The 21,740-nt window shown below is 57.1% G+C and carries 18 protein-coding genes and 1 tRNA gene; 14 read left to right on the top strand and 5 right to left on the bottom strand.

Features of this window, described 5'->3' with window-relative positions; translation table 11 throughout:
* Positions 1 to 59 precede the first annotated feature (59 nt).
* From IB246_RS17160 to IB246_RS17150, 3 genes are all read left to right on the top strand, one after another.
* Complete coding sequence (locus IB246_RS17160) at positions 60 to 1,265, top strand: acetyl-CoA C-acetyltransferase (RefSeq protein ID WP_008042192.1); 1,206 nt, start codon at positions 60 to 62, stop codon at positions 1,263 to 1,265.
* 25 nt (positions 1,266 to 1,290) lie between these two features.
* Positions 1,291 to 3,435 carry a 3-hydroxyacyl-CoA dehydrogenase NAD-binding domain-containing protein gene (locus IB246_RS17155; protein ID WP_008042193.1) on the top strand — a complete coding sequence of 715 codons (2,145 nt, stop codon included), beginning with the start codon at positions 1,291 to 1,293 and terminating at the stop codon, positions 3,433 to 3,435.
* A 95-nt stretch (positions 3,436 to 3,530) separates the two neighbouring features.
* Complete coding sequence (locus tag IB246_RS17150) at positions 3,531 to 4,253, top strand: amidotransferase (protein ID WP_008027324.1); 723 nt, start codon at positions 3,531 to 3,533, stop codon at positions 4,251 to 4,253.
* An 84-nt stretch (positions 4,254 to 4,337) separates the two neighbouring features.
* On the opposite strand, the gene IB246_RS17145 is transcribed toward IB246_RS17150, so the two are convergent.
* The 3 genes from IB246_RS17145 to IB246_RS17135 all read right to left on the bottom strand — a co-directional run bounded on the left by IB246_RS17145 (position 4,338) and on the right by IB246_RS17135 (position 7,071).
* Positions 4,338 to 5,309, bottom strand: a complete 972-nt coding sequence (locus IB246_RS17145) for a magnesium and cobalt transport protein CorA (RefSeq protein WP_008027325.1) — start codon at positions 5,307 to 5,309, stop codon at positions 4,338 to 4,340.
* Positions 5,310 to 5,446: 137 nt separating this feature from the next.
* The gene (locus tag IB246_RS17140; RefSeq protein ID WP_008027326.1) at positions 5,447 to 6,169 is read right to left on the bottom strand and encodes a 1-acylglycerol-3-phosphate O-acyltransferase; all 723 of its coding nucleotides are present in this window, start codon (positions 6,167 to 6,169) and stop codon (positions 5,447 to 5,449) included.
* Positions 6,170 to 6,381: 212 nt separating this feature from the next.
* Positions 6,382 to 7,071: a crotonase/enoyl-CoA hydratase family protein gene (locus IB246_RS17135; protein ID WP_008027327.1), complete on the bottom strand. Its 690-nt coding sequence runs from the start codon at positions 7,069 to 7,071 to the stop codon at positions 6,382 to 6,384.
* Between the two features lie 309 nt (positions 7,072 to 7,380).
* Here IB246_RS17135 and IB246_RS17130 point away from each other — a divergent pair.
* From IB246_RS17130 to IB246_RS17080, 11 genes are all read left to right on the top strand, one after another.
* A tRNA-Ser gene (locus tag IB246_RS17130) sits at positions 7,381 to 7,470 on the top strand.
* A 357-nt stretch (positions 7,471 to 7,827) separates the two neighbouring features.
* Entirely contained in the window at positions 7,828 to 9,018 is a 1,191-nt protein-coding gene (locus tag IB246_RS17125; RefSeq protein WP_008042284.1) for a hypothetical protein, read from the top strand.
* On the top strand, positions 9,015 to 9,596 hold the full coding sequence (locus tag IB246_RS17120; protein WP_008042286.1) for an adenylyl-sulfate kinase: 582 nt from the start codon (positions 9,015 to 9,017) through the stop codon (positions 9,594 to 9,596). Before IB246_RS17125 ends, IB246_RS17120 begins: the two co-directional genes overlap by 4 nt.
* A complete protein-coding gene (locus IB246_RS17115) occupies positions 9,593 to 10,342 on the top strand; it encodes a class I SAM-dependent methyltransferase (protein ID WP_008042287.1) in 750 nt (249 codons plus the stop codon). Before IB246_RS17120 ends, IB246_RS17115 begins: the two co-directional genes overlap by 4 nt.
* Positions 10,343 to 10,347: 5 nt before the next feature.
* A complete protein-coding gene (locus IB246_RS17110) occupies positions 10,348 to 12,663 on the top strand; it encodes a PEP-utilizing enzyme (protein ID WP_008042288.1) in 2,316 nt (771 codons plus the stop codon).
* Positions 12,660 to 13,274, top strand: a complete 615-nt coding sequence (locus tag IB246_RS17105) for a gamma-glutamyl-gamma-aminobutyrate hydrolase (RefSeq protein WP_008042289.1) — start codon at positions 12,660 to 12,662, stop codon at positions 13,272 to 13,274. The genes IB246_RS17110 and IB246_RS17105 overlap by 4 nt, the downstream gene beginning before the upstream one ends.
* 28 nt (positions 13,275 to 13,302) lie before the next feature.
* On the top strand, positions 13,303 to 14,016 hold the full coding sequence (locus tag IB246_RS17100; RefSeq protein WP_008042290.1) for a phosphocholine cytidylyltransferase family protein: 714 nt from the start codon (positions 13,303 to 13,305) through the stop codon (positions 14,014 to 14,016).
* A 46-nt stretch (positions 14,017 to 14,062) separates the two neighbouring features.
* Positions 14,063 to 14,383 (top strand): YbjQ family protein, encoded by a 321-nt coding sequence (locus IB246_RS17095; RefSeq protein WP_008027329.1) that lies wholly within the window; start codon positions 14,063 to 14,065, stop codon positions 14,381 to 14,383.
* A 178-nt stretch (positions 14,384 to 14,561) separates the two neighbouring features.
* Complete coding sequence (locus tag IB246_RS17090) at positions 14,562 to 14,750, top strand: hypothetical protein (RefSeq protein WP_032828671.1); 189 nt, start codon at positions 14,562 to 14,564, stop codon at positions 14,748 to 14,750.
* A 312-nt stretch (positions 14,751 to 15,062) separates the two neighbouring features.
* On the top strand, positions 15,063 to 15,434 hold the full coding sequence (locus IB246_RS17085) for a hypothetical protein (RefSeq protein ID WP_008027331.1): 372 nt from the start codon (positions 15,063 to 15,065) through the stop codon (positions 15,432 to 15,434).
* Between the two features lie 190 nt (positions 15,435 to 15,624).
* On the top strand, positions 15,625 to 16,047 hold the full coding sequence (locus IB246_RS17080; protein WP_008027332.1) for a glycine zipper domain-containing protein: 423 nt from the start codon (positions 15,625 to 15,627) through the stop codon (positions 16,045 to 16,047).
* A gap of 261 nt (positions 16,048 to 16,308) precedes the next feature.
* Here the strand turns inward: IB246_RS17080 and IB246_RS17075 are convergent, their stop codons facing one another.
* The gene (locus tag IB246_RS17075; protein ID WP_008042291.1) at positions 16,309 to 16,701 is read right to left on the bottom strand and encodes a hypothetical protein; all 393 of its coding nucleotides are present in this window, start codon (positions 16,699 to 16,701) and stop codon (positions 16,309 to 16,311) included.
* Entirely contained in the window at positions 16,698 to 21,581 is a 4,884-nt protein-coding gene (locus tag IB246_RS17070; RefSeq protein WP_008042292.1) for an RHS repeat-associated core domain-containing protein, read from the bottom strand. The genes IB246_RS17075 and IB246_RS17070 overlap by 4 nt, the downstream gene beginning before the upstream one ends.
* Positions 21,582 to 21,740: the final 159 nt, after the last annotated feature.

Below are 21,740 nucleotides of genomic sequence, written 5' to 3'. Positions count from 1 at the left end.
GGCGGTGGCTCGGCATAAGGTGAGGGCTCAGTATTTTCACCGCCAGGTTCGAGGACGTCATGACCCAAGCTTTGATTTTCGACGCGTTACGCACGCCCCGTGGCAAGGGCAAGTCCGATGGTGCCTTGCACAGTGTCAAACCGGTGAACCTGGTGGCGGGGTTGCTCAAGGCGCTGCAACAGCGCACGGCGCTGGACACCAGTCAGGTTGACGACGTGGTGTTGGGCTGTGTGACGCCGGTTGGCGATCAAGGTGCGGACATCGCCAAAACGGCCGCACAGGTGGCCGATTGGGACGTCAGCGTCGCGGGCGTGCAGATCAACCGCTTCTGCGCCTCAGGGCTGGAGGCCGTCAACCTCGGGGCGATGAAAGTGCGTTCCGGCTTCGAAGACCTGGTGGTGGTCGGTGGCGTCGAGTCGATGTCACGGGTGCCGATGGGCAGCGATGGCGGCGCCTGGGCGCTGGACCCGGAAACCAATTTGCACAGCCATTTCACTCCGCAAGGCGTGGGCGCCGATCTGATCGCCACCCTCGAAGGCTTCAGCCGCCAGGACGTCGATGCCTACGCGCTGCACTCCCAGCAAAAAGCGGCGCGGGCCCGGGCCGACGGTTCGTTCAGCAAATCGCTGGTGCCGGTGCAGGATCAGAACGGCATCATTCTGCTCGATCACGATGAGTTCATCCGCGCCGACTCCACCCTGGAAGGCCTGGGCAAACTCAAGCCGAGCTTCGAAATGATGGGGCAAATGGGCTTCGACGCCACGGCATTGCGGGTCTACAGCCACGTGGAGCGGATCAACCACGTGCACACGCCGGGCAACAGTTCGGGGATCGTCGATGGTGCGGCGTTGATGCTGATCGGCTCCGAAGCCAAGGGGCGTGCACTGGGCTTGCAGCCACGGGCGCGAATCGTCGCCACGGCGGTCACCAGCACCGACCCGACGATCATGCTCACCGGCCCGGCGCCGGCCACCCGCAAAGCGCTGGCCAAGGCCGGGCTGCGGGTCGAAGACATCGACCTGTTCGAGGTCAACGAGGCGTTTGCCTCCGTCGTGTTGAAGTTCATCAAGGACATGGCCATCGACCCGGACAAGGTCAACGTCAACGGCGGCTCCATCGCCATGGGGCATCCACTGGGTGCTACAGGCTGCGCAATCCTCGGCACGCTGCTCGATGAACTGGAAACCCGGCGCCTGCGCTTTGGCCTCGCGACCCTGTGCGTCGGCGGCGGCATGGGCATTGCCACCATCATCGAACGCCTCTGAGCCACGATTTCAAGGAATTCACTTCATGACTGAAGCCATTCGTTACGAAAAAGGGCAGGACCAGATCGTCGTCCTGACCATCGACATGCCGGGCCAGAGCGCCAACACCATGAACGCGGTCTACCGTGAGGCCATGGCCGCTTGCGTCGCCCGACTGGTTGCCGAGAAAGACAGCATCGCCGGCGTGATCATCACCTCGGCGAAGAAGACCTTCTTCGCCGGCGGCGACCTTAATGAACTGATCAAGGTCGGCAAGCCTGAAGCCAAAGCGTTCTACGACATGGTGCTGACGCTGAAGGGCCAACTGCGCACCCTGGAAACCCTGGGTAAACCGGTGGTCGCCGCAATCAACGGTGCGGCGCTGGGGGGTGGTTGGGAAATCTGCCTGGCCTGTCATCACCGCGTGGCGCTGGACAATTCATCGGTGCAGCTCGGCCTGCCGGAAGTCACCCTCGGCCTGTTGCCGGGCGGTGGCGGGGTAGTGCGCATGGTGCGCATGCTCGGTCTGGAGAAGGCCTTGCCGTATCTGCTTGAAGGCAAGAAAGTCCGCGCGCAACAAGCCTTGCAGGGAGGTTTGATCGATGAGTTGGCGCTGGATCACGATGAGCTGCTGAGCAAGGCGCGCGCCTGGATTCTGGCCAACCCGACAGCGGTGCAACGTTGGGATGTGAAGGGCTATCAGATTCCGGGCGGTACGCCGTCGAACCCGAAAGTCGCGCAAATGCTGGCCATTGCGCCGTCGATCCTGCGCACTAAAACCCAGGGCTGCATGCCCGCACCAGAGAAGATTCTTTGCGCCGCAGTGGAAGGCGCTCAGGTGGATTTCGACACGGCGCACCTGATCGAAACCCGCTACTTCACCGAGCTGACCACCGGCCAGATCTCGAAGAACCTGATTGGCACGTTCTGGTTCCAGCTCAACGAAATCAATGCTGGCGGTTCGCGACCTCAAGGGTTTGCACCTTACGTGACGCGTCGCGTGGGGGTTCTGGGCGCGGGGATGATGGGAGCCGGCATTGCCTTTGTCAGCGCTTCGGCCGGTATCGAAGTGGTGCTCAAGGACATCAACCTGGCGGCAGCAGAGAAGGGCAAGGCTCATTCGGCGGCGTTGCTGGACAAGAAGGTTGCCCGGGGGCAGTTGAGCGTTGAACAGCGGGACGCAGTGCTGGCGCGGATCAAAACCACTGAAAGTGACGCCGATCTGGCCGGTTGCGACCTGATCATTGAAGCCGTGTTCGAAGACCGCGAACTGAAAGCCAAAGTCTCTTCAGCCGCGCAACAGGTCGTCGGCCCGGACGCGGTGATCGCTTCCAATACCTCGACTCTGCCGATCAGCGGGCTCGCTACCGCCGTACCGGATCAAAGCAAATTCATCGGCCTGCATTTCTTCAGCCCCGTGGAAAAAATGCCGCTGGTGGAAATCATCAAGGGCGCCCACACCAGCGACGAAACCCTGGCCCGCGGTTTCGATTTCGTCCTGCAAATCAAGAAAACCCCGATTGTGGTCAACGACAGCCGTGGCTTCTTTACCTCACGCGTGTTCGGCACCTTCACCAACGAAGGCATTGCCATGCTCGGCGAAGGTGTGAGCGCAGCGATGATCGAAACCGAAGCGCGCAAGGCGGGCATGCCCATCGGGCCTCTGGCGATCTCCGACGAAGTTTCCCTCAGCCTCATGAGCCATATCCGTCAACAAACGGCCAAAGACCTGCAAGCGGAAGGGAAACCACTGATTGAGCACCCGGCGTTTGCCGTGATTGACTTGCTGCTCAACGAATACAAGCGTCCGGGCAAAGCGGCAGGCGGTGGTTTCTACGAATACCCGGCCGGTGGCCAGAAGCACTTGTGGCCAGGGCTGAAAAGTCGTTTCGAGAAGGCTGACGGGCAGATTTCGCCGAAGGACGTGCGTGATCGCCTGCTGTTCGTGCAAGCCATCGAAACCGTGCGTTGCGTGGAGGAGGGCGTGCTGACCTCGACTGCGGATGCCAACGTCGGCTCGATCTTCGGCATTGGTTTCGCGGCCTGGACCGGCGGCGCGCTGCAGTTCATCAACCAGTACGGCGTGAAGGACTTCGTCGCGCGTGCGCAATACCTGGCTGAGCAGTACGGCGAACGGTTCGCGCCACCCGCGCTGCTGCTGGAGAAAGCGGCCAAAGGTGAGGTGTTTTAAGGGACCGGTGACGACTCGTGGGGCTTGCCTTGGGACGGTGTTTCGAGGCAGGCTCTGGGGTGTGCATTATTCCCATCACGTGTCAGGTATTTTTTATGTCGTTACGCATCTGCATTCTGGAAACCGACATCCTGCGTCCGGAACTGGTCGATCAATATCAGGGTTACGGGCAGATGTTCCAGCGTCTGTTTTCGCAACAACCCATCGCGGCCGAGTTCACTGTCTACAACGTGATGCAGGGCGAATACCCCAGCGATGATGAGGCCTTCGACGCCTATCTCGTCACCGGCAGCAAGGCCGATTCCTTCGGCACCGACCCGTGGATTCAAACCCTCAAGGCTTACCTGCTGACCCGCTACGAACGCGGTGACAAACTGCTGGGCGTGTGCTTCGGCCATCAGTTGCTGGCGCTGCTGCTGGGCGGCAAGAGCGAGCGTGCGACCCAGGGCTGGGGCGTCGGCACCCACAGTTACAAACTCGCCGCCAAGGCACCGTGGATGAGCCCGGTGCGCGAAGAGTTGACGTTGTTGATCAGCCACCAGGACCAGGTGACGTCGTTGCCGGAAAACGCCACGGTCATCGCTTCCAGCGATTTCTGCCCGTTTGCCGCGTACCACATCAACGACCAGGTGTTGTGCTTCCAGGGGCACCCGGAATTCATTCACGATTACTCGCGAGCCTTGCTGGATATTCGTCAGGAAGCGTTGGGCGAGCAGGTGTATACCAAGGGCATGGCGAGCCTTGAGCATGAGCATCATGGCGCGACCGTTGCGGAGTGGATGATGCGGTTTGTGGCGCATAAACCAGAAACTGTTTGAAGCTGAAAAGCATCGCTGGCAAGCCAGCTCCTACAAGGGGTACACGGTTCCCTGTAGGAGCTGGCTTGCCAGCGATTGTGTTGTTTACAACCACCCCGACTTCTTGAAACTCGCCCACAAACTCACACACCCCACCGCAATAAACCCCAGCACCGCGAAATACCCGTAATGCCAGGTCAGCTCCGGCATGTTCTGGAAGTTCATCCCATAGATCCCGGCCACTGCCGTCGGGAACGCCAGAATCGCCGCCCACGCCGCAAACTTGCGCTGCACCACGCTCTGCCGTGACGCCTCCAGCAACACCCCGACTTCAATGGTCTGGCTGGCAATGTCCGCCAGGGTCGTCAGGTCTTCCATCTGCCGGGTCACATGGATCTGCACATCGCGGAAGTACGGGCGCATGTTCTTGTCGATGAACGGAAAACTCAGCTTCTGCAGCTCCTCACCGATTTCCACCATCGGCGCCGCATACCGCCGCAAACGCAATACATCGCGGCGCAGACTGTGGAGTTTTTGAATGTCGCGCTCGTTCAGGGAGCTGCACATGACGTTACGTTCCAGCTCATCGATCTCTGCATGGATCGCTTCACCCATCGGTTGATAGTTTTCAATCACAAAGTCGAGGATGGCATAGAGTACGAAATCTTCCCCGTGCTCCAGCAACAGTGGACGCGCCTCACAACGCTGGCGGACATAAGCGTAGGACGCCGAATGACCGTTACGCGCAGTAATGATGTAGCCGTTGCCGGCAAAGATATGAGTCTCGATGAACTCAAGCTTTCCTTCATGGCGGATCGGCGAATACGTGACGATAAACAGCGCATCGCCAAAGGTTTCCAACTTCGGTCGACTGTGTTTTTCCAGGGCGTCTTCAATGGCCAGTTCGTGCAGGTTGAACTGGCGTTGCAGATTGAACAGCTCCTGGGCATTCGGCTCTTCGAGGCCGATCCAGACAAAGTGACCAGGCTTGGCGGCCCAGGCAGCGCCTTCGTCGAGGGTGATATTGGTGACCTTCTTACCAGCGCTGTAAACCGCAGCAGCAACAACTCTACCCATGATTCAGCTTCACTTCTTATTAGTAGCAGGCAGTGTTCAGCTTATCCTTCTATACCGCTTGAGAGTCAGTGAAATCTGCAGAGTTCGAAGGCAAAAGTTCGCAGGCAAAAGAAAACCCGCACAAGGCGGGTTTTGTTTCATGCGGCTTGCAGTTGCCGATCCATCGAGGCGATGCACTCGCGCATCTGCTCGCGGCATTGGGCGATCAGTAGCGGCATGTCGTCCAGGCTCAGTCCGGCAGTTGGAATGGCCGGCAAAGAACGGATCAGAATTTTCCCACTGCGCCAGCGGTTCAATCGCATGTGTTTGACGTAACTGCTGACACACACCGGGACGATCGGCACGCCCGCCGCGATCGCCATCTGGAACGCGCCTTTCTTGAAGGGCAGCAGGTCTTCACCGAGATTGCGCGTGCCTTCCGGGAACACCCAGATCGAGGTGTCTTCATGCTGCAAGGTGTGTGTGGTGGTCAGCATCGACTGGCGTGCCTTGTGCGCATTGCCACGGTCGATCAACACATTACCGGCCAACCAGAACAACTGACCGAACAACGGCACCCACTTCAGGCTCTTCTTGCCGATGCACACGGTGCGGCGGGGCACCACGTTGCCGAAAACAAACAAGTCATAGTTGGACTGGTGGTTGGCGATGATCACGCAGCTCTCGGGTTTGTCCATCAATGGCCCGACGTCGGCCTTCACTCGCAAACGCAAAATGCACATTGCCGGCCACGCATAGAGGCGCGCGCACAAACGGCTGTTGTCCGGGTTGAACGGGCGAAACAGCCCCAGAATCACCCCCAGCACACCAGCGAGAATAAAGTGCAGGCCCATCAATAACATACGAAACACGAACAGCATTTACAGGCCCCACCGGGACAAAAGGTGGCGCAGTGTACGGATGTGCACTGTTTTCGGCAATTGCCTCTATAGAGGTAGGAGATAGCCGATGTTTGAGCGCATGTTTCCGACTAGTTGGTCAGATCTGTTCTAGAGGGGTTGTAGACTTTTCCACAGAGCGTGTATGAAAAAGCCCGACACGATGGTCGGGCTTTCGGTGCAGCATCTTTGGGTTAACCCAAATGCTCCTGATCCTGGATGATTGCGTTGTCCAGGGTGTCCAGCAGTGCCTTGCGCACTTTCAGCTTGGTGTTCTTGTGCGCGGTCATGTTGATCTTCTTCAACTGACGAGCCGCTGCCAGCGCCGCGCCTTGCAACTCTTCGGGCGACACCACCAAGTCGAGGAAACCTGCATCCACGGCACTCTTCGGGTTGAACATCTCACCGTTGATCACCGAACGATGCAGCGCTGCCTTGCTCAGACGATCACGGGCGATCTCAATGCCGGCGTGGTGCATGGTCATGCCGATCTGCACTTCGTTCAGGCCAATGCTGAACGGGCCGTCGACACCAATGCGGTAATCCGCCGACAACAACAGGAACGCGCCCTTGGCCACTGCATGCCCAGGGCACGCGACAATCACCGGAAACGGGTGCGACAACAGACGACGGGACAATGTCGAGCCAGCCGTCACCAGCGATACGGCTTCTTTAGGGCCTGCTGTCATCACCTTCAGGTCATAACCGCCCGACAGAATTCCTGGCGTACCGGTGATGATCACCACTGCACGATCAGTCACTGCCTGATCCAGCGCAGCATTAAACGCAGCAATCACGTCCGGAGAGATGGCATTGACCTTGCCGTTGCTCAAGGTCAGGGTCGCGATACCGTCTTCGAGGTGGTAGGAAATCAACTCACTCATGACGCTATTCCTTGTATGAAAGTTGGGGCAGACGTTACCCACCGCCGCAGGCCAGGTAAAGCGCCGTGACTGACCCGCCAGTCACCCTTTCCCCGCCGGGCAAGCGTAGCCCGCCGCTCCCGCCGTGCATTCCCCTCTCTATATAGGAGAGCACGAAGCCAGAGATTGGCAGGTTTGCCATGGCCCGGAATGCTCCCGGAACCTCCAAACCGCTAAGCACATGAAAATTCTGCAAAAAAAGTTTGCCATCAGAAAAGCTTTCGACTACATTAGCGCGCCTCGACAGACAGAACATGTTTGACGAGATACGGTGAAGTGTCCGAGTGGCTTAAGGAGCACGCCTGGAAAGTGTGTATACAAGAAATTGTATCGAGAGTTCGAATCTCTCCTTCACCGCCAAATTCGATGTAACCAGAACCCCTGATTTCGAAAGAAGTCAGGGGTTTTGTGGTTTCTGGGTGTCTGGATTTCGAGGCGGCACGTTGGCCGCGACAAGGGTAAAAAATGCTCGCCTGGTGGGGTGTCAATTTGCCAGCGTATGATATATTGGCGCCGTTTATGTGACCAGGATCAAAGCCTTATCATTGATTTTCAATGAAAATTAATACGACTTTAGTCTGATTCGCTTAACAACAAGGATGTACACGTGCGAAAGGGATATGCACTTAGGCAGGATCAAATGCTTTTCCCTTTTTTGCGCGTTTACTTGGCCTAAGCCTGGCTTGCCTGGGACAGCTTTGAAGGTGCGCGTTTTATATGCAAAGCGTTTATTTGATCAGTAACGTCAATAATGGCGGAAAAACCTATCTTGAGTACTTGCTGCCAGCGCTAAATGCTCTTCGCAATCACTACAACTGTATTGTGCTTCAGACAAATATTGTCGGTGTCAGCAAGTTTGAAGCGGAACAGTTTCTAGGCTGTCCAGTTGAAGAGGTGGGGCTGGATGATATTGGAAAACTGAAATCACAAGTAATTATCTCGAACGATGCTTCTATCGGGAAGTTAATTGATGAATCAAATTTTTCCATTTTTATTGCACACGGCAATGTAGGGATGCCCCTCGCGGATGTTTACTACTGTTCCGGCTGGACATCCTATTGGGATGCAATTGTTTCCTCCTCCAGATCGCTTTTTGATTTGATTAAAACAGGCATGTACTACTTCAGGCGGGACAGAGTCGCCTTGCGTCTGGAGCTTGAACCGGACCGATCGCGTACGGACCTTCGAAACACTAGCGCAGTATCCGTACTGCCCATCAAAATTCCCGACATGTTCAGTGCGCCCCCTGAGTTTCGGTGCATGTCCGAGGAGTATGTTGTTGGCCTTCTGCCTACCCAGATAGGTATTTGCCCGAGTGGCGCTTCTCTGTTTGAAAACATGGAGGTGGTCATTAACTCGGTGAAATCCCAGATTCCTCATGCGAAGATTATTTTTCGGCCGTATATGACGGATTTTGACCGTCCCTATGTAAAAGAGTTGTGTGAGCAACTTGCCCGGTACCCGTGGGTTTCAATTGACGATACTAAAGGCAGCAGTAAAGACTTCTATCGGATATGTGACACGATCATCACTGATGCCTCCAGTGGTGGTGTGTCCTTTATGCTGAATACGTGCAAGCTGCCGATTTATTATGTTCCAGTGGGTCACGATAGCAGTCCAATCGTCGAAGCCTGGCTGGAACAGATGGAGGGCTTGTTGCCGATCGCTAAAAATGGCGATGAGCTTAAGGATATGGTGCTTGGGTTTAAATTGCTTACTTCAGAGCAAAAGTACTTCATTTATAAGAAGTTCTACGACTCAGAGTACAGCGGGCTTCATCATCCGGATGAGGTGTTTCTTGAGTTGGTTGAAAACCGACATGAGTCCCGTTTTCGTTACTGTGTGATCGACTCTTTTGGAGGCGCTCACGACAATTTCATTAGCGACCCTGAAAGAGCGCTGCAATGATCGTGAGTAACTTCCAGGCTCCCAGTGTTGATATGAATACCTCTATTGGCGAGGTCGTGTGGATTACCGGTTTGTCGGGTGCCGGTAAATCAACGCTGGCCCATGAGCTTGTTGCCAGGCTTAGAAACGATGGTCATCCGGTTGTCATGCTGGATGGAGATGAACTGCGTGATGTGTTTGGCGCAAGTGCGGCCAATGCGCAAAACCACGGGCGTGAAGGGCGGTTGGCGCTGGCCATGCAATACGCTCATTTATGCAGGGTCATAGCGGCGCAGGGGTTCACGGTGGTGATCGCCACGATTTCGCTGTTCCGCGAAGTTCATGCGTGGAACCGTGCCCACCTGCCTGGTTATTTCGAAATCTATTTGAAGGTGCCGATGGAGGAGCTGCGCCGTCGGGATCCCAAGGGCATCTATCGCCGGTTCGATGCGGGCGAGTTGCACAACGTCGCGGGGCTCGATTTGTCGATTGATGAACCGGGCGCGGCGGACTGGGTGGTGGAGTTCGACCCCCACCGCCCTCTATCTATGTTGACTGATGACTTACTGCACCATTTTTATAAAAGGAAGTTGGTATGAAAACGGAATGGGATTACACCACACTGGCTGACGCTTACTTGAAGCGTCCTGACTACGCCGATGCTGCGATCGATGCAATGCTTTCGATTGCAGGCGCCGAGAAAGGCGACAAGTTCTGCGACGTTGGAGCCGGGGTTGCGCACCTGACCTTGATGTTGGCTGCGCGAGGCCTGGATGTTGTTGCGGTGGAACCTAATGATGCGATGCGAGCGAATGGCATCAAGCGTACCGCGGACCTGACTCATGTCAGTTGGCATGAAGGCACAGGCGAAGTAACAGGGCAGCAGTCGCAAGTTTTCGACATGGTCACTTTCGGCAGTTCCTTCAATGTCTGTGACCGTGAGCAGGCTCTCAAGGAAACCGCGCGCATTCTCAAGCCGCGAGGCTGGTTCGCCTGTATGTGGAATCATCGTCATCTTGAAGATCCTGTCCAGGCCCGAATTGAAGCGATCATTAAAGAACGGGTTCAGGGTTACGGCTACGGTACTCGTCGTGAAGATCAAACGGCAGTGATTGATGCCAGTGCGCTGTTCGGTCCTGTTGTTCATCTTGATGCGCGTGTCATTCACGAACAAACCATTGAGGAATGTCTGGAGGCGTGGCGTTCTCACGCAACGCTTGAGCGTCAGGCAGGTGCGAATTTCCATGAGGTGATTAGCGCAATCGATGACTATTTGAAAGGCCTGGGGACTGCTTCGATCCAGATTCCGTACTCAACCAATATCTGGGTTGCTCAGCTGAGATAATCCTGATGGCTCTGCGATTTTCCACCAAGGCCGGTACGCTTGCCGGCCTGCAAGAGCGGCTGACTTCGGCGCGCATTGCTCCGTTGCTGTCTTTCACCGTAAGGGACTGGCAAGTGGGCCGGCAAGCCTGTTTACGCGACATTCAGGGACGCTTGGACGCCGGTCCCTGGATCGTGCGCTCCAGTTGTCTGCGCGAAGATGGCGTACAAGCATCCGGTGCGGGGGCGTTTCTCTCTGTACTTGACGTCAATGAAGCAGGGTTGGAATCGGCGGTTGAACAGGTCATCGCCAGTTATGGCGATGCCAACCAGGCAGACGAAGTTCTGATTCAACCGATGTTGAGTAATGTAGTTCGGTCCGGCGTTGCCTTTTCCCACGACCCGAATACCTGTGCGCCCTATCGGGTGGTGAACTGGACGGAGGGCCGTGACACTGCCTCTGTCACTGGCGGTCTGGGTGGCCGGCTTTGGCAGCAGGCGGCTCACAGCAAAGTGCCGCCACCGCCAGATATGCTGCCCGTCGTGACCTTGCTCGAAGAGTTGTTGGAGTTGTTCGAGGGGGTGCCGGTCGACTGTGAGTTCGCTGTCACGCGAGAGGCTGAAGGCGAGGTGTTGTGGTTATTGCAAGCCCGACCACTGATTTTGCCAGCACGCCCGGAATCCGAAGCAACTCAAGCCGATCGGCTGGAAAATATTCAACGCAAGGTAGCGCGGGGCATGCGACCGCACCCGTTCCTGATCGGCCAGCGTACCGTTTATGGTGTGATGCCGGACTGGAATCCGGCCGAAATTATCGGTATCCGTCCCAAACCACTGGCGCTTTCGCTTTACCGGGATTTGGTGACTGACTCGATCTGGGCCTATCAACGCCATAATTACGGCTACCGCAACTTGCGCAGCTTTCCGCTGATGCCGCATTTTTTCGGGCTGCCGTACATCGATGTTCGATTGTCTTTCAACTCGTTCATCCCGGCAGACCTGGATGAGGGGTTGGCGGGGCGTCTGGTCGACCACTATATCGATCGGCTGTTGTCCGAGCCGACGCTGCACGACAAAGTGGAGTTCGAGATTGTGTTCTCGTGCTACACACTGGATTTGTCGCAGCGACTGGAGCGCCTGGCCAGTGCCGGTTTCCTGGAGCATGAACTGGAAGCCATCAGCAGCAGTTTGCGCAAGTTGACCAACCGCATCGTCCATCCCAAGGATGGCTTGTGGCGCGCTGATGCCAACAAACTCGATACGCTGAATGCGCGACGTGAGGCTTTGCTGGCCTCCAACGCCGACCCTCTGGAACGGATTTACTGGCTGTTGGAGGATGCCAAACGCTACGGGACCCTGCCATTCGCCGGTCTGGCCCGCGCCGGCTTCGTCGCGGTGCAGATGCTCAAATCCCTGATGACGGTGGGCGTGCTCTCGCAGGCTGACTACGATTGTTTCATGGGTGGGGTGTCGACTGTCAGCGGCCAGTTGGCGCGTGACCGCGCGACATTGGACAAGGCGACGTTCCTCGCGCGCTACGGCCACTTGCGCCCGGGCACCTACGACATCCTTTCGCCTCGCTACGATGAAGCGCCGGAACTTTACTTTGACTGGACTCAGCGCCCGTCCGTCCCGGAGCCCGTACAACCGTTTTCGCTGACCCTTCCACAAATGCGCGAAATCGTGAAGCAACTGGAATCACACGGCTTGCAGCCCGACCCTGTCGGCTTGCTGGACTTCATGCAAGCAGGAATCGAACTGCGCGAGCTGGCGAAGTTCCACTTCACCCGCAATCTCTCGGATGCCCTGGCATTGATCGCGCAAGTGGGGGCGCAGCACGGCATCAGTCGTGAAGACATGGCCTATTGCGACATCAGTGTCTTCAAGGAACTGCACGTTGCGGCAGCCAACACGAGCGATGTGCTGTTGCGCAGCATTGAGCAGGGCAAAGCCCGCCACGCAGAGACACTAAAGGTATCGTTACCGCCGGTGATCACCCGGCCTGAGGATGTCTGGTCCTTCGAATGGCCGGAAACAGCCCCCAACTTCATCACCCAGAAGCAGGTGACTGCCCCCGTGGTGGGCAGTGACGACCGAGAAATACTCGCCGGCGCGATTGTCTGCATTCCCAACGCGGACCCCGGGTTCGATTGGTTGTTTGCCTACCCGATTGCCGGGCTGATAACGGCTTGGGGCGGCGCGAACTCGCACATGGCGATTCGTGCAGGAGAACTTGGCTTGCCGGCAGTGATCGGTGCCGGCGAAGTCCTCTATCGGCGCTGGTCGGCGGCTCAACGCTTGCACCTGGATTGTCCGGGACGCTGCGTGGAGATGCTGGCATGAAAGTCGTTGCCCTCAGCCAGCGTGTGGACGTATTTCCCGAGCGTGGTGAAAGCCGCGATGCAATTGACCAGCGTCTGATCAGCTTTCTACTGGATGCCGGCTTTTTGCCGGTGCCGGTACCCAACGGGTTGTGTCTGCAAACCGCTGACGGACGGCTGGCTCAGGACGCCTTGCATGACTGGCTGCACACGGTATCGCCACAAGCCATTGTGCTTTCGGGGGGAAATGACATCGGCCAGTGTCCGGCGCGCGACCTGACTGAAGGCAGATTGCTTGCCCATGCACGATCCCTGCGCCTGCCCGTACTTGGAATTTGCCGGGGCATGCAGATGATTGCGCACTGGTCGGGCGGCGAGCTGAAAGCGGTGACCGGTCATGTGCGAACCCGTCATGAACTGTCAGGAAAAATCGTTGCCGAGGTGAACAGTTATCACGGTTTTTCGCTTGCTGCTTGCCCTGAAGGTTTTGAGGTTCTGGCGTGCAGTGGGGATGGGGAAATCGAAGCCATCCGGCACCGCAACCTCCCTTGGGAAGGCTGGATGTGGCACCCGGAGCGAGAGGACGTCTGGGCTGAGCACGACGTTCATCGACTGAAGCAATTGTTCGGTTAATAAAGACATTTCATGAGGTAGGACTGTTGTGAAAGCCATTATTCTTGCTGCCGGACGTGGCAGCCGCATGAAAAGTCTCACGGATGAACGTCCGAAATGCATGGTCGAATTGCGTGGCAAGACACTGCTGGAGTGGCAACTTTTGGCGCTGCGCGGTGCAGGCATTAGCGAGATAGCCATCGTGACCGGCTACAAGCGCGAGGTGTTGGCAGACCAAGGGCTGATCGAGTTCCATAATCCTCGCTGGGCGCACACCAACATGGTCTCCTCATTGGCGTGTGCTGAAGCCTGGTTGCAGGATGCTCCGTGCATCGTGAGTTACTCCGACATTTTTTACAGCCCCGCAGCAGTCCAGTCGTTAATGACATGCAAGGCTTCCCTGGCCGTCACCTATGATCCGAACTGGCTGGCGCTCTGGACACAGCGCTTTGGTGATCCGTTACTGGATGCCGAAACGTTCCGCCTTGCCTCTACCGGCACCTTGACCGAAATCGGCAACAAACCGACTTCAGTCGATGATGTTCAGGGCCAATACATGGGGCTTCTACGCTTCACGCCTGAGGGGTGGGCAGAGGTTGTCCGGCTTCGCGAGGCCTTGACCCCGGAACAAAGAGACAAGGTGCATATGACGAACACGCTTCAACAGGTCATTGATGCTGGGCGGGTGCCGATACACGCCGTTGCTTACACTGGAGAGTGGGGAGAGGTGGACTCTTCAGAGGATCTCTTTGTGTATCAATAATTGAGGTTTCAGGCCTTGAGTGACTATTTATGAAGAAGGAATGCCCATGATCACCACCACCACCCACGCCATCGAAGGCCGCCAAATCACTGCTTACCTCGACATCGTCAGCGCCGAGTCGGTGCAGGGGGTCAACGTTATCCGCGACATGTTCGCCGGGATGCGGGATTTTTTCGGCGGGCGCTCTCAAACATTGGAGCGTGCATTGAAGGAGGCGCGGATTCAGGCCACCGACGAGATCAAGGAACGGGCGCGGGCGCTGCAGGCCGACGCGGTGGTGGGGCTCGATTATGAGATCAGCATGCCGGCCGGCAAGGGCGGCATGGTGGTGGTATTTGTGACCGGGACGGCCGTCAAACTGAGGTGAGTCAGGTAACGGTTCATGTATTTGTTTTGTAGGAAGCCGTGCGGGCCATTCGTCGGGTGTTGGGGAATCTGAATTACAAGTCCGGTAATGACCGGCTAGTCTCAAAAGCTTGGTGGTCGATATGTTTCAGGCAAAAGGGCTTGCCGGTATCGATCCCGCTTTTGAAAGGGGCGAAAAGATGGCTGATCCGTATATCGAAGACGACGGTGCTGAATTTCCAATCAACAATAGCGTGCGGTGTGGCCAGACAGACTATGTGGTGGCTTACGGTGACGATCAGGTCAAGCTTGGCAAAATGAAATCCCAGGTGCCCCAAGGGCCGAAGGCGAAATTTTTACCCAAGGTTGCGGCACCCGTCAGGAAGTAATCCATCCTCTCCAGACCCCGTCATTGAGCGGGGTTTTTTATGCCTGCAACCTTTTTGGCGGCGTGTGTTTTTCGGCCTGGGTTTTCACAAAGTTTTCACAAGGCCTTACGTAATCTCAACTCATCCGTTAGAAAGCAACACCTGGCCCGTCTCCCCAGCGGGCTTTTTTTTGTCTGTCATAAAACCTTTTCCATAAAAGCTGTCCAACCGTCGCCGATGGTGAGGTTGGGGCTGTGTGTCTGGACTTTCTCGCCGCTAAAGCATTCAATCTCGACCCTTTTTGATTTCCCCCTATTTTTTGAGGTTCTTGTCATGCGTTTAACACTGCCCGCTCTGGTTCTGGGCCTTTTGGTTGCTCAAGGTGCAATGGCTGCTGGCGACGGCACTGCCGCACTGGGTGGCGGTCTGGGTGGCGCGCTGGGTAATGTGGTCGGCCAAAGCATGGGCGGCAGCACTGGCGCTGCGATTGGTGCTGGTGTCGCGGGCGCCGCCGGCAGTGCTGTTGGAGCACGCAAAGGCAGCCGCACCAAAGCGGCCATTGGCGGCGGCGTGGGTGCTGCGGGCGGCTCGATAATCGGCAACAGCCTGGGCGGAAAGACCGGTTCGACCATCGGCGCAGGCCTGGGCGGTGCTTTGGGCGGCGGCGTGGGCAGCAACCTGGGCAAGGGCCACAAGGGCCACTGATCCTGATCGATCCGCTCAAAAAGCCCGGCTTGATGCCGGGCTTTTTGTATCTGGCTGTTTCTCTTTCGCAGCTTTTGCATCTTTAGCTGTCCAACGGTCATCGCTGGCCGGATTCAGTGGGGGCAGGTGCTAGACTCCGCCCATCCGCAGCGAATTCTTTTCTCCCGATGCGGAATTAGAGGTTCATATCATGCGTTTGACATTGTCCACATTGTTTCTGGGACTTTTGGTTGCTCAAGGTGCGATGGCTGCCGGTGATGGCACCGCTGCTGTTGGCGGTGGTATCGGCGGTGCATTGGGTAACGTGGTAGGTCAGCAAATGGGCGGCAGCACCGGTGCCGCGATTGGCGCAGGTGTAGGCGGCGCGGCGGGTAGCGCTGTTGGTGCACCTAAAGGCAGTCGCACTGAAGCAGCGATCGGTGGTGGTTTGGGCTCGGCGGGCGGCTCGGTGATTGGTAACAGCATTGGCGGCAAGACCGGTTCGACCATTGGCGCAGGCCTCGGCGGTGCAGCGGGTGGTGCGCTGGGCAACAACCTGGGTACTGACAGCGGCGATTCCCATTCCGGCAACGGTCACAAACACAAGCATAAGCACAAGAACAAACACCACTGATTCGACGATCAGTGACAGCAAAACCCGGCCTGGTGCCGGGTTTTTCATTTTTGCGAGCGTGACATCGGAACGTTGCCGCTCAACCGATTGTCCCTTCGATCGAACGGTTTCCGTGGCGGTGTCATCAAAACTTCAGGTGTTGTTTTCAATGCCCCTGAGAGGTGCTTTTGACCCGAAAGATACTGATGTCGATGACACCCCTAGCACCCCATGCTAGTACGCGAGTCAAACTGGTAGAACCTGTAAAGGCGCGCCAGGAGTTTACCCAGCAAAAGACTCAATCCAGCGCTTGTAAAAATCACGTTGTTGTTCAATGTCATTTGTAATGTCGGCTACTTCATAATCAAAAATATTGACCAAGTCGTCGGGCCCGGCTGGTTTACCCAATTGAAGCTCATACGCTACTACTCCTGCAGACATTTGCGAAGACATGCTGGATGGGTGCACGTTGAGTTTGGCGCCCTTGCATAAAAACTTTGTTTCCGGGTAGTCCGCTCGCAACATCCCAAAGCAAACATACAGATCAGAGCCTGAGTATGTTTTTCTTAAGCCGCTTTCCAAAACTAAAGTTAATGTGCGAATTCGTCGGTCGCATTCGATCACTACCTTATTAATGGTGCCCTGAGTATCGGTGGTTATTTCTATTATTTTCATGGCAGCTTTCTGTTTGGGTTGGGAGTTGAGTAACCTTTGTAGGTACCATCAGCGTGCACGGGGGTAACGCCGAGGATGTATTTGCTATCGACTCCACCAGGCATGGCAATTTCAGCCTCACCTTTATGAGGCGAGAGCAAACCTAGCTTTTTGTTCACATCTATCCCTTTGATGTTTTTTATTACGTACACAAAACCATCTTCAAATCCGTAACCAGTGGCAAATTTTATAGCCTCCTTTTCAGAGGTAGTGGTGCTGACAAAAAAACTGGGAGGGCTTCGGTTGTCGCGTGCGTGCAAGTAAAGATCAATACTGTCTCCCAACGGCTCAAATCCAGTCTCAAAAATTTCCGAGGATTCCCTCGCGTCTCCTCGGTACAAGTAACGTTTATTAGTTTTTGGGGGTGGGGTTGGGGTTGGGGTGGCAGGCTCTCCTGCATCACGTTTCACTTTCCCCGCCGGATCCTCAACCCCCTCAACCGACCCGCACCCACCCATCCCCGGACAATCACTCAACCCCAGCGGATCAACCCACCCCGTGGGGCTCAACACGTACCGATACCCGTTCAGTCCACCCGCCAATCCGACCGGGTCCGGCGTCAGATACCGCCCCACATCCGGCTGGTAATACCGATGCCGGTTGTAGTGCAAGCCTGTTTCCGGGTCGAAGTACTGGCCCTGAAACCGCAACGGCTGGTCGAGGATCTGGTGGGTGTCGCGGTTGAGGCGGGTGAGGCGGCCGTAGGCGGTGTATTGGGCGGACCAGACGATTTCGCCGCTGTAATCGGTGAGTTCTTGCGGTGTGCCGAGGTGGTCGAGTTGGTAGTAAAACGGGCAGGCGTTGCGCGGGCCTTTGCCGTCGAGCATGGCCAACGGGCGAAAGCTGCCGGGTTCGTAGACGTAGCTGCGGTAGTGCTCGCGACTGCTTTCGGCGACGAGGTTGTCGCCCTGCCAAAAAAACTCGGTGGTGTTGCCATCGACGTTTTTGCTGATGCGGCGGCCGAAGGCATCGTAGCGGTAGGTCGCCTGGCTGCCGTTGGGCAGGGTGACGCCGATCAGGCGATGCTGGCAGTCGTAACGGTACTCAGTGACCAGTTTTTGTGCAGTGCCGCGGCGTTCGCGGATCAGGTTGCCGAAGGCGTCGTAATCGTAGTGGCGGTCGCCTTGCATCAGCAGGCGATTGCCTTTGACCATGGCCGGACCGGGGCGGTCCTGCATCAGCAGGTTGCCGGTCGGGTCGTGGGCGAAGTTTTCCGGTTGGTGATCTCGGGAGTGGCGGACGCGGATCAGGCGATCGAGCGAATCGTAGAGGTAGCTGCGCTGACCGTGCCGCGTGTCGGCAATGTGGTCGAGGTTGCCGTTGGCGCTGTAGGCATAGTCGCGGCGATACAGCGGTTGCAGGTTTTGCCGGACAGCGTGGGCGTTCAGTCGACCTTGATTGTCATACTGATAATCGCTGAGCAGCAGGCCCTGTTGACGGTTCTGTTCGCGGCCGGCGAAAAAGGTGTGAGCGGTCAGTCGGGCGCCATTGAGGTCAATGGCCGTCAGCGCGCCACCCTTGGCATGGTGGTAATCGAGTTTGCTGTTGTCGGGCAGGCGCAAGTGGTTGAGCTGGCCACAGGCATCGTAGCCATATCGCAGCGTGCCCCAGCCTTGGTGTTCGGTGACTAGCCGACCCTGTTTGTCGTATTCGAACTCCAGCGGGTGATCGTGACCGTCATCGACGCTGACCAGCCGGCCAAGGCTGTCGTAGCGATATTCGACATTGACACCGTCGGGCAGCGTCTTGACCAGCAGCCGTCCCGTCGAATCACGTTGATAACCCGTGACCCATTGCGAGCCGTCGTCGCCGAACTCGGTTTTTTTCAGCAACTGTCCATTGAGGTCGTAGGCATACGCGGTGCGTTGGCCATCGAATCCGGTTTCCTGTCGGATCAATCCATTGAGCGTGTAGTCCAGCAGATATTTACCGCCGGACTCATTCTCGATTTCGGTCAGTAACAACCGTGCGTTGTCGTACCGATAAAGCAGTTGTGTGCCATCGGGATTGATCCGGCGGCTGACCAGATGCAGATCATCGACATATTCAAAGCGCGTGGTGCGCCCCAGTTCATCCCGTTCGGCGGTGACCTTGCCGTAGGCGTTGTAGCTGAAGGTGCGACTGGCACCTGTAGGAAGCGTCGTCTGAATCAGTCGTCCTACGGCATCCCATGAGTAGCGAGTGACGGCACCGTGTTCGTCCTGGCGGGTAACCTGCCGGCCCAACGCATCGTAGGAAAAGCGCCGTTGACCGCCACCCGGCAAGGTCTCTTCGATCAGTTGACCCAAGGCATTCCGGACGAACACATGCCGACTGTTGTCCGGAAAGCGGATCGACAGCAGCAGGCCTTTTTCGTCGTGGTGGTAGTGGGTGACATGCCCCTCGGGGTCGGTCGCCTCGATGACCTCACCCTGAGCATTGCGCTGATACTTCCACACGGCGTTGCCGCGATACCGCGCATGCAGGAAACCATTGCGGTATTCGTAGGACGTTGGCTCACCTTCGGGTGGAATCAGGGCAATCAGCCGTCCGACATCGTCATAGCGGTAGCGGGTCATTGCCCCGAGCGGATTCTTTTCGGCAATCAGCCGCCCCTGGCTGTCATAGACATTGAGGTGTTCCGCCCCGTCGGGTTCGACTCTCCGCACCAGGCGTGCCCGGTCGTCGTGCTGGTAAAACGCTTCGCTGCCATCAACGTTTTTAACCTGCACGCCGCCGTTGTCATCCCAGGCATAGCGCGTGTCCATCTGCGAAAACGACGCCCAATGTCGGACGCATCGCGCAGACTTGCCGGACCTTTCCCACTCCCAGAAGAAGCTAGCGCCACCAGCCAATTGCCGCTGCAGGATGACGTGCTGGTCGTCATAGTCGTAACGTTCGCTTTCGCCGGCGGCGTTGCTCGCTTCGATCAAGCGATGACAGGCGTCGTAGCGGTAGGTCACCAGTGTCTGTTCGGTGCGCCAGGTATCTTCGAGGGTGTCGGCGGGATGAAAGCGCTGATACTCGACGGCGGCGAGGTGTCGGCGGTCGTAGCGCAATCGCAGCGAGCGTCCGGCGCCGTTGTCGAGGCGCATGATTCTGTCGGCGTTGTCCCGTTGCACTGTCAGACGGTTGCCATAGGCATCGCTGATGGCTGTCAGTCGACCTGTACGGAAGTGGTAAAAACGCGTCGCTTCGCCTGCCATTGCGAGGATCAGTTCCTCCGGCTCATCCCCCAGGAAAATCGCCGCCCGCGACAGGCTGTTATGAATGTTCGGACGTTCAACCTTGGGCAAAGGGAAGGTCGTACGACGGTTTTCGTGGTCGATCCAGCTAACCTGTTCACCGTCGATTTCCAGCCGATGTGCAAGGGCATGACTCCAGCCAAATCCGAGCCCACAGTCGATTCCGACAGCACTGGTGCGATACACGCGGATGAACTCGAACGGCAACCGCCCATCCAGCGAACCATCGATCAGGGTCAGCAGTTCTTCGCCGGTGACCATCGATACCGGGCAGCCGTTGGTTGTGGTTCTATCCGCTGAATCGACGTTGTCGCCGTTTGGGTTCTGCGCGGGAGCAGGGGCGTCGTCGCGGTGTTCCTGGCGGCTCAGGCGGGTCTTGGCTTTGGACTTGTCACGGGTAAGGGCGACCGGGTTGTTCACCTGTACGATTGGTGATTCACCGGTGGTGATGTGCAACGGAGTGGCTGGCGCCGGTTTGAGCGGCACGTTCCGTGCGCTGACCATCAGCGGTTTGAGGGCGCCGGCGTGGCTGGTCAGATCCGATCTGTTCGCAAGCTCAGCCAGGCGCAAGCTTGCGGCGGCCAACCATTGTCGGGCTCGCTCGGACTTGACCTTGCCCAGCACCTTGGTACTGATGCCGAGTTTCAGGCCTGTAGGACCTGTGAGGCGCACCAGCAGGAAAGCGATGAGTATTTCTGTACGAATTTCCGCGACCACTTCGGCGATGTACTGCGGCGGCAACATCCGCAGCCAACTGGTGAAAGCCGCGAGATGAATGAACATCAACGGCTCATCACTCAACACCAGCATCACATTGGCGATGGCTTCGGCCGAAGCGTTCAGCAGCGTCTCGAGCTCAACCTCGGTCAGGTATTCAAGAAGTTTTTCACTGTTGGCCTGCAGGTCCGCGATCAGGGCGTAGATCTGCTTCACGTCATCCCACAAACCGTGCAGCGACTTCTCGAATCCGCGCCAGTCGGCCCGTAGCAGCATGCCGTAGCGTTCAGGGAAACCGGCCTCGGAAAACCCCGCCCATAAAGGCTGGAATTCACTCGTCCACTCGTTGCGCAACCAGCCTTCAAGCTCATCGATCACGCTGTGATAGGAGGCGTGAAGCGCCTGGACATGAGCGGTGGAAACATTGGGAAAGAATGTGATGCGGTAACGATGACCGCGCCAACACTCAGGGATTTCGAGGATGCCGCTGGGGCCGATGGTGTGATGCACCGGTTCGCCAAAGGTTATCTCGCCGTTGCTCTTTTCAATGATCGGTTCGAGCATCACCGGCGTATCACCAATGGGCACAAAGCGAGCCGCGTCGAACATATGCACGAGGGTCAACGGACCGCTGGCCGGGCATGTGGCGATCGTCGAACTGACGGGTGCGGAGGAATCCCTCGGTGTGCTCAAACGAACGTCGTTACCGACCTTGAACACTTGCTCGACATCCAGTGCCCCTCCTGTCCAGAAGCTTTCCGCCCAGGCCTCGTAGTCGTTGAGGCACAGGCGAAAATCGCCGAGCAGAGCTTCAACGTCCGGGTGCTCGGGGTTCATGGCTGCCACCACCAACAGGCCGATGGCGTTGTTCAAGGCCAGGACCTTGTCAGGGTTGAACATTCGCAGTCCCTCGCGCGGATAAATTGGGGTCGCGAGACTTTGCGGGGGATCAACGAGGAAAGAAGTCGGGAAAGGAGGTGTTTGATGTAGGGCGAATCGCTAAATCATGCTCAGCGATTCGGCGAAGGTTTTGTCACCGTCGGGAGATTGCCCGTTGCT

Origin of the sequence: Pseudomonas sp. PDM01, assembly GCF_014852325.1 — a bacterium.
GTDB classification, from domain to species: Bacteria; Pseudomonadota; Gammaproteobacteria; order Pseudomonadales; family Pseudomonadaceae; genus Aquipseudomonas; species Aquipseudomonas migulae.
This window is presented reverse-complemented; position numbering and strand designations above follow the sequence as displayed.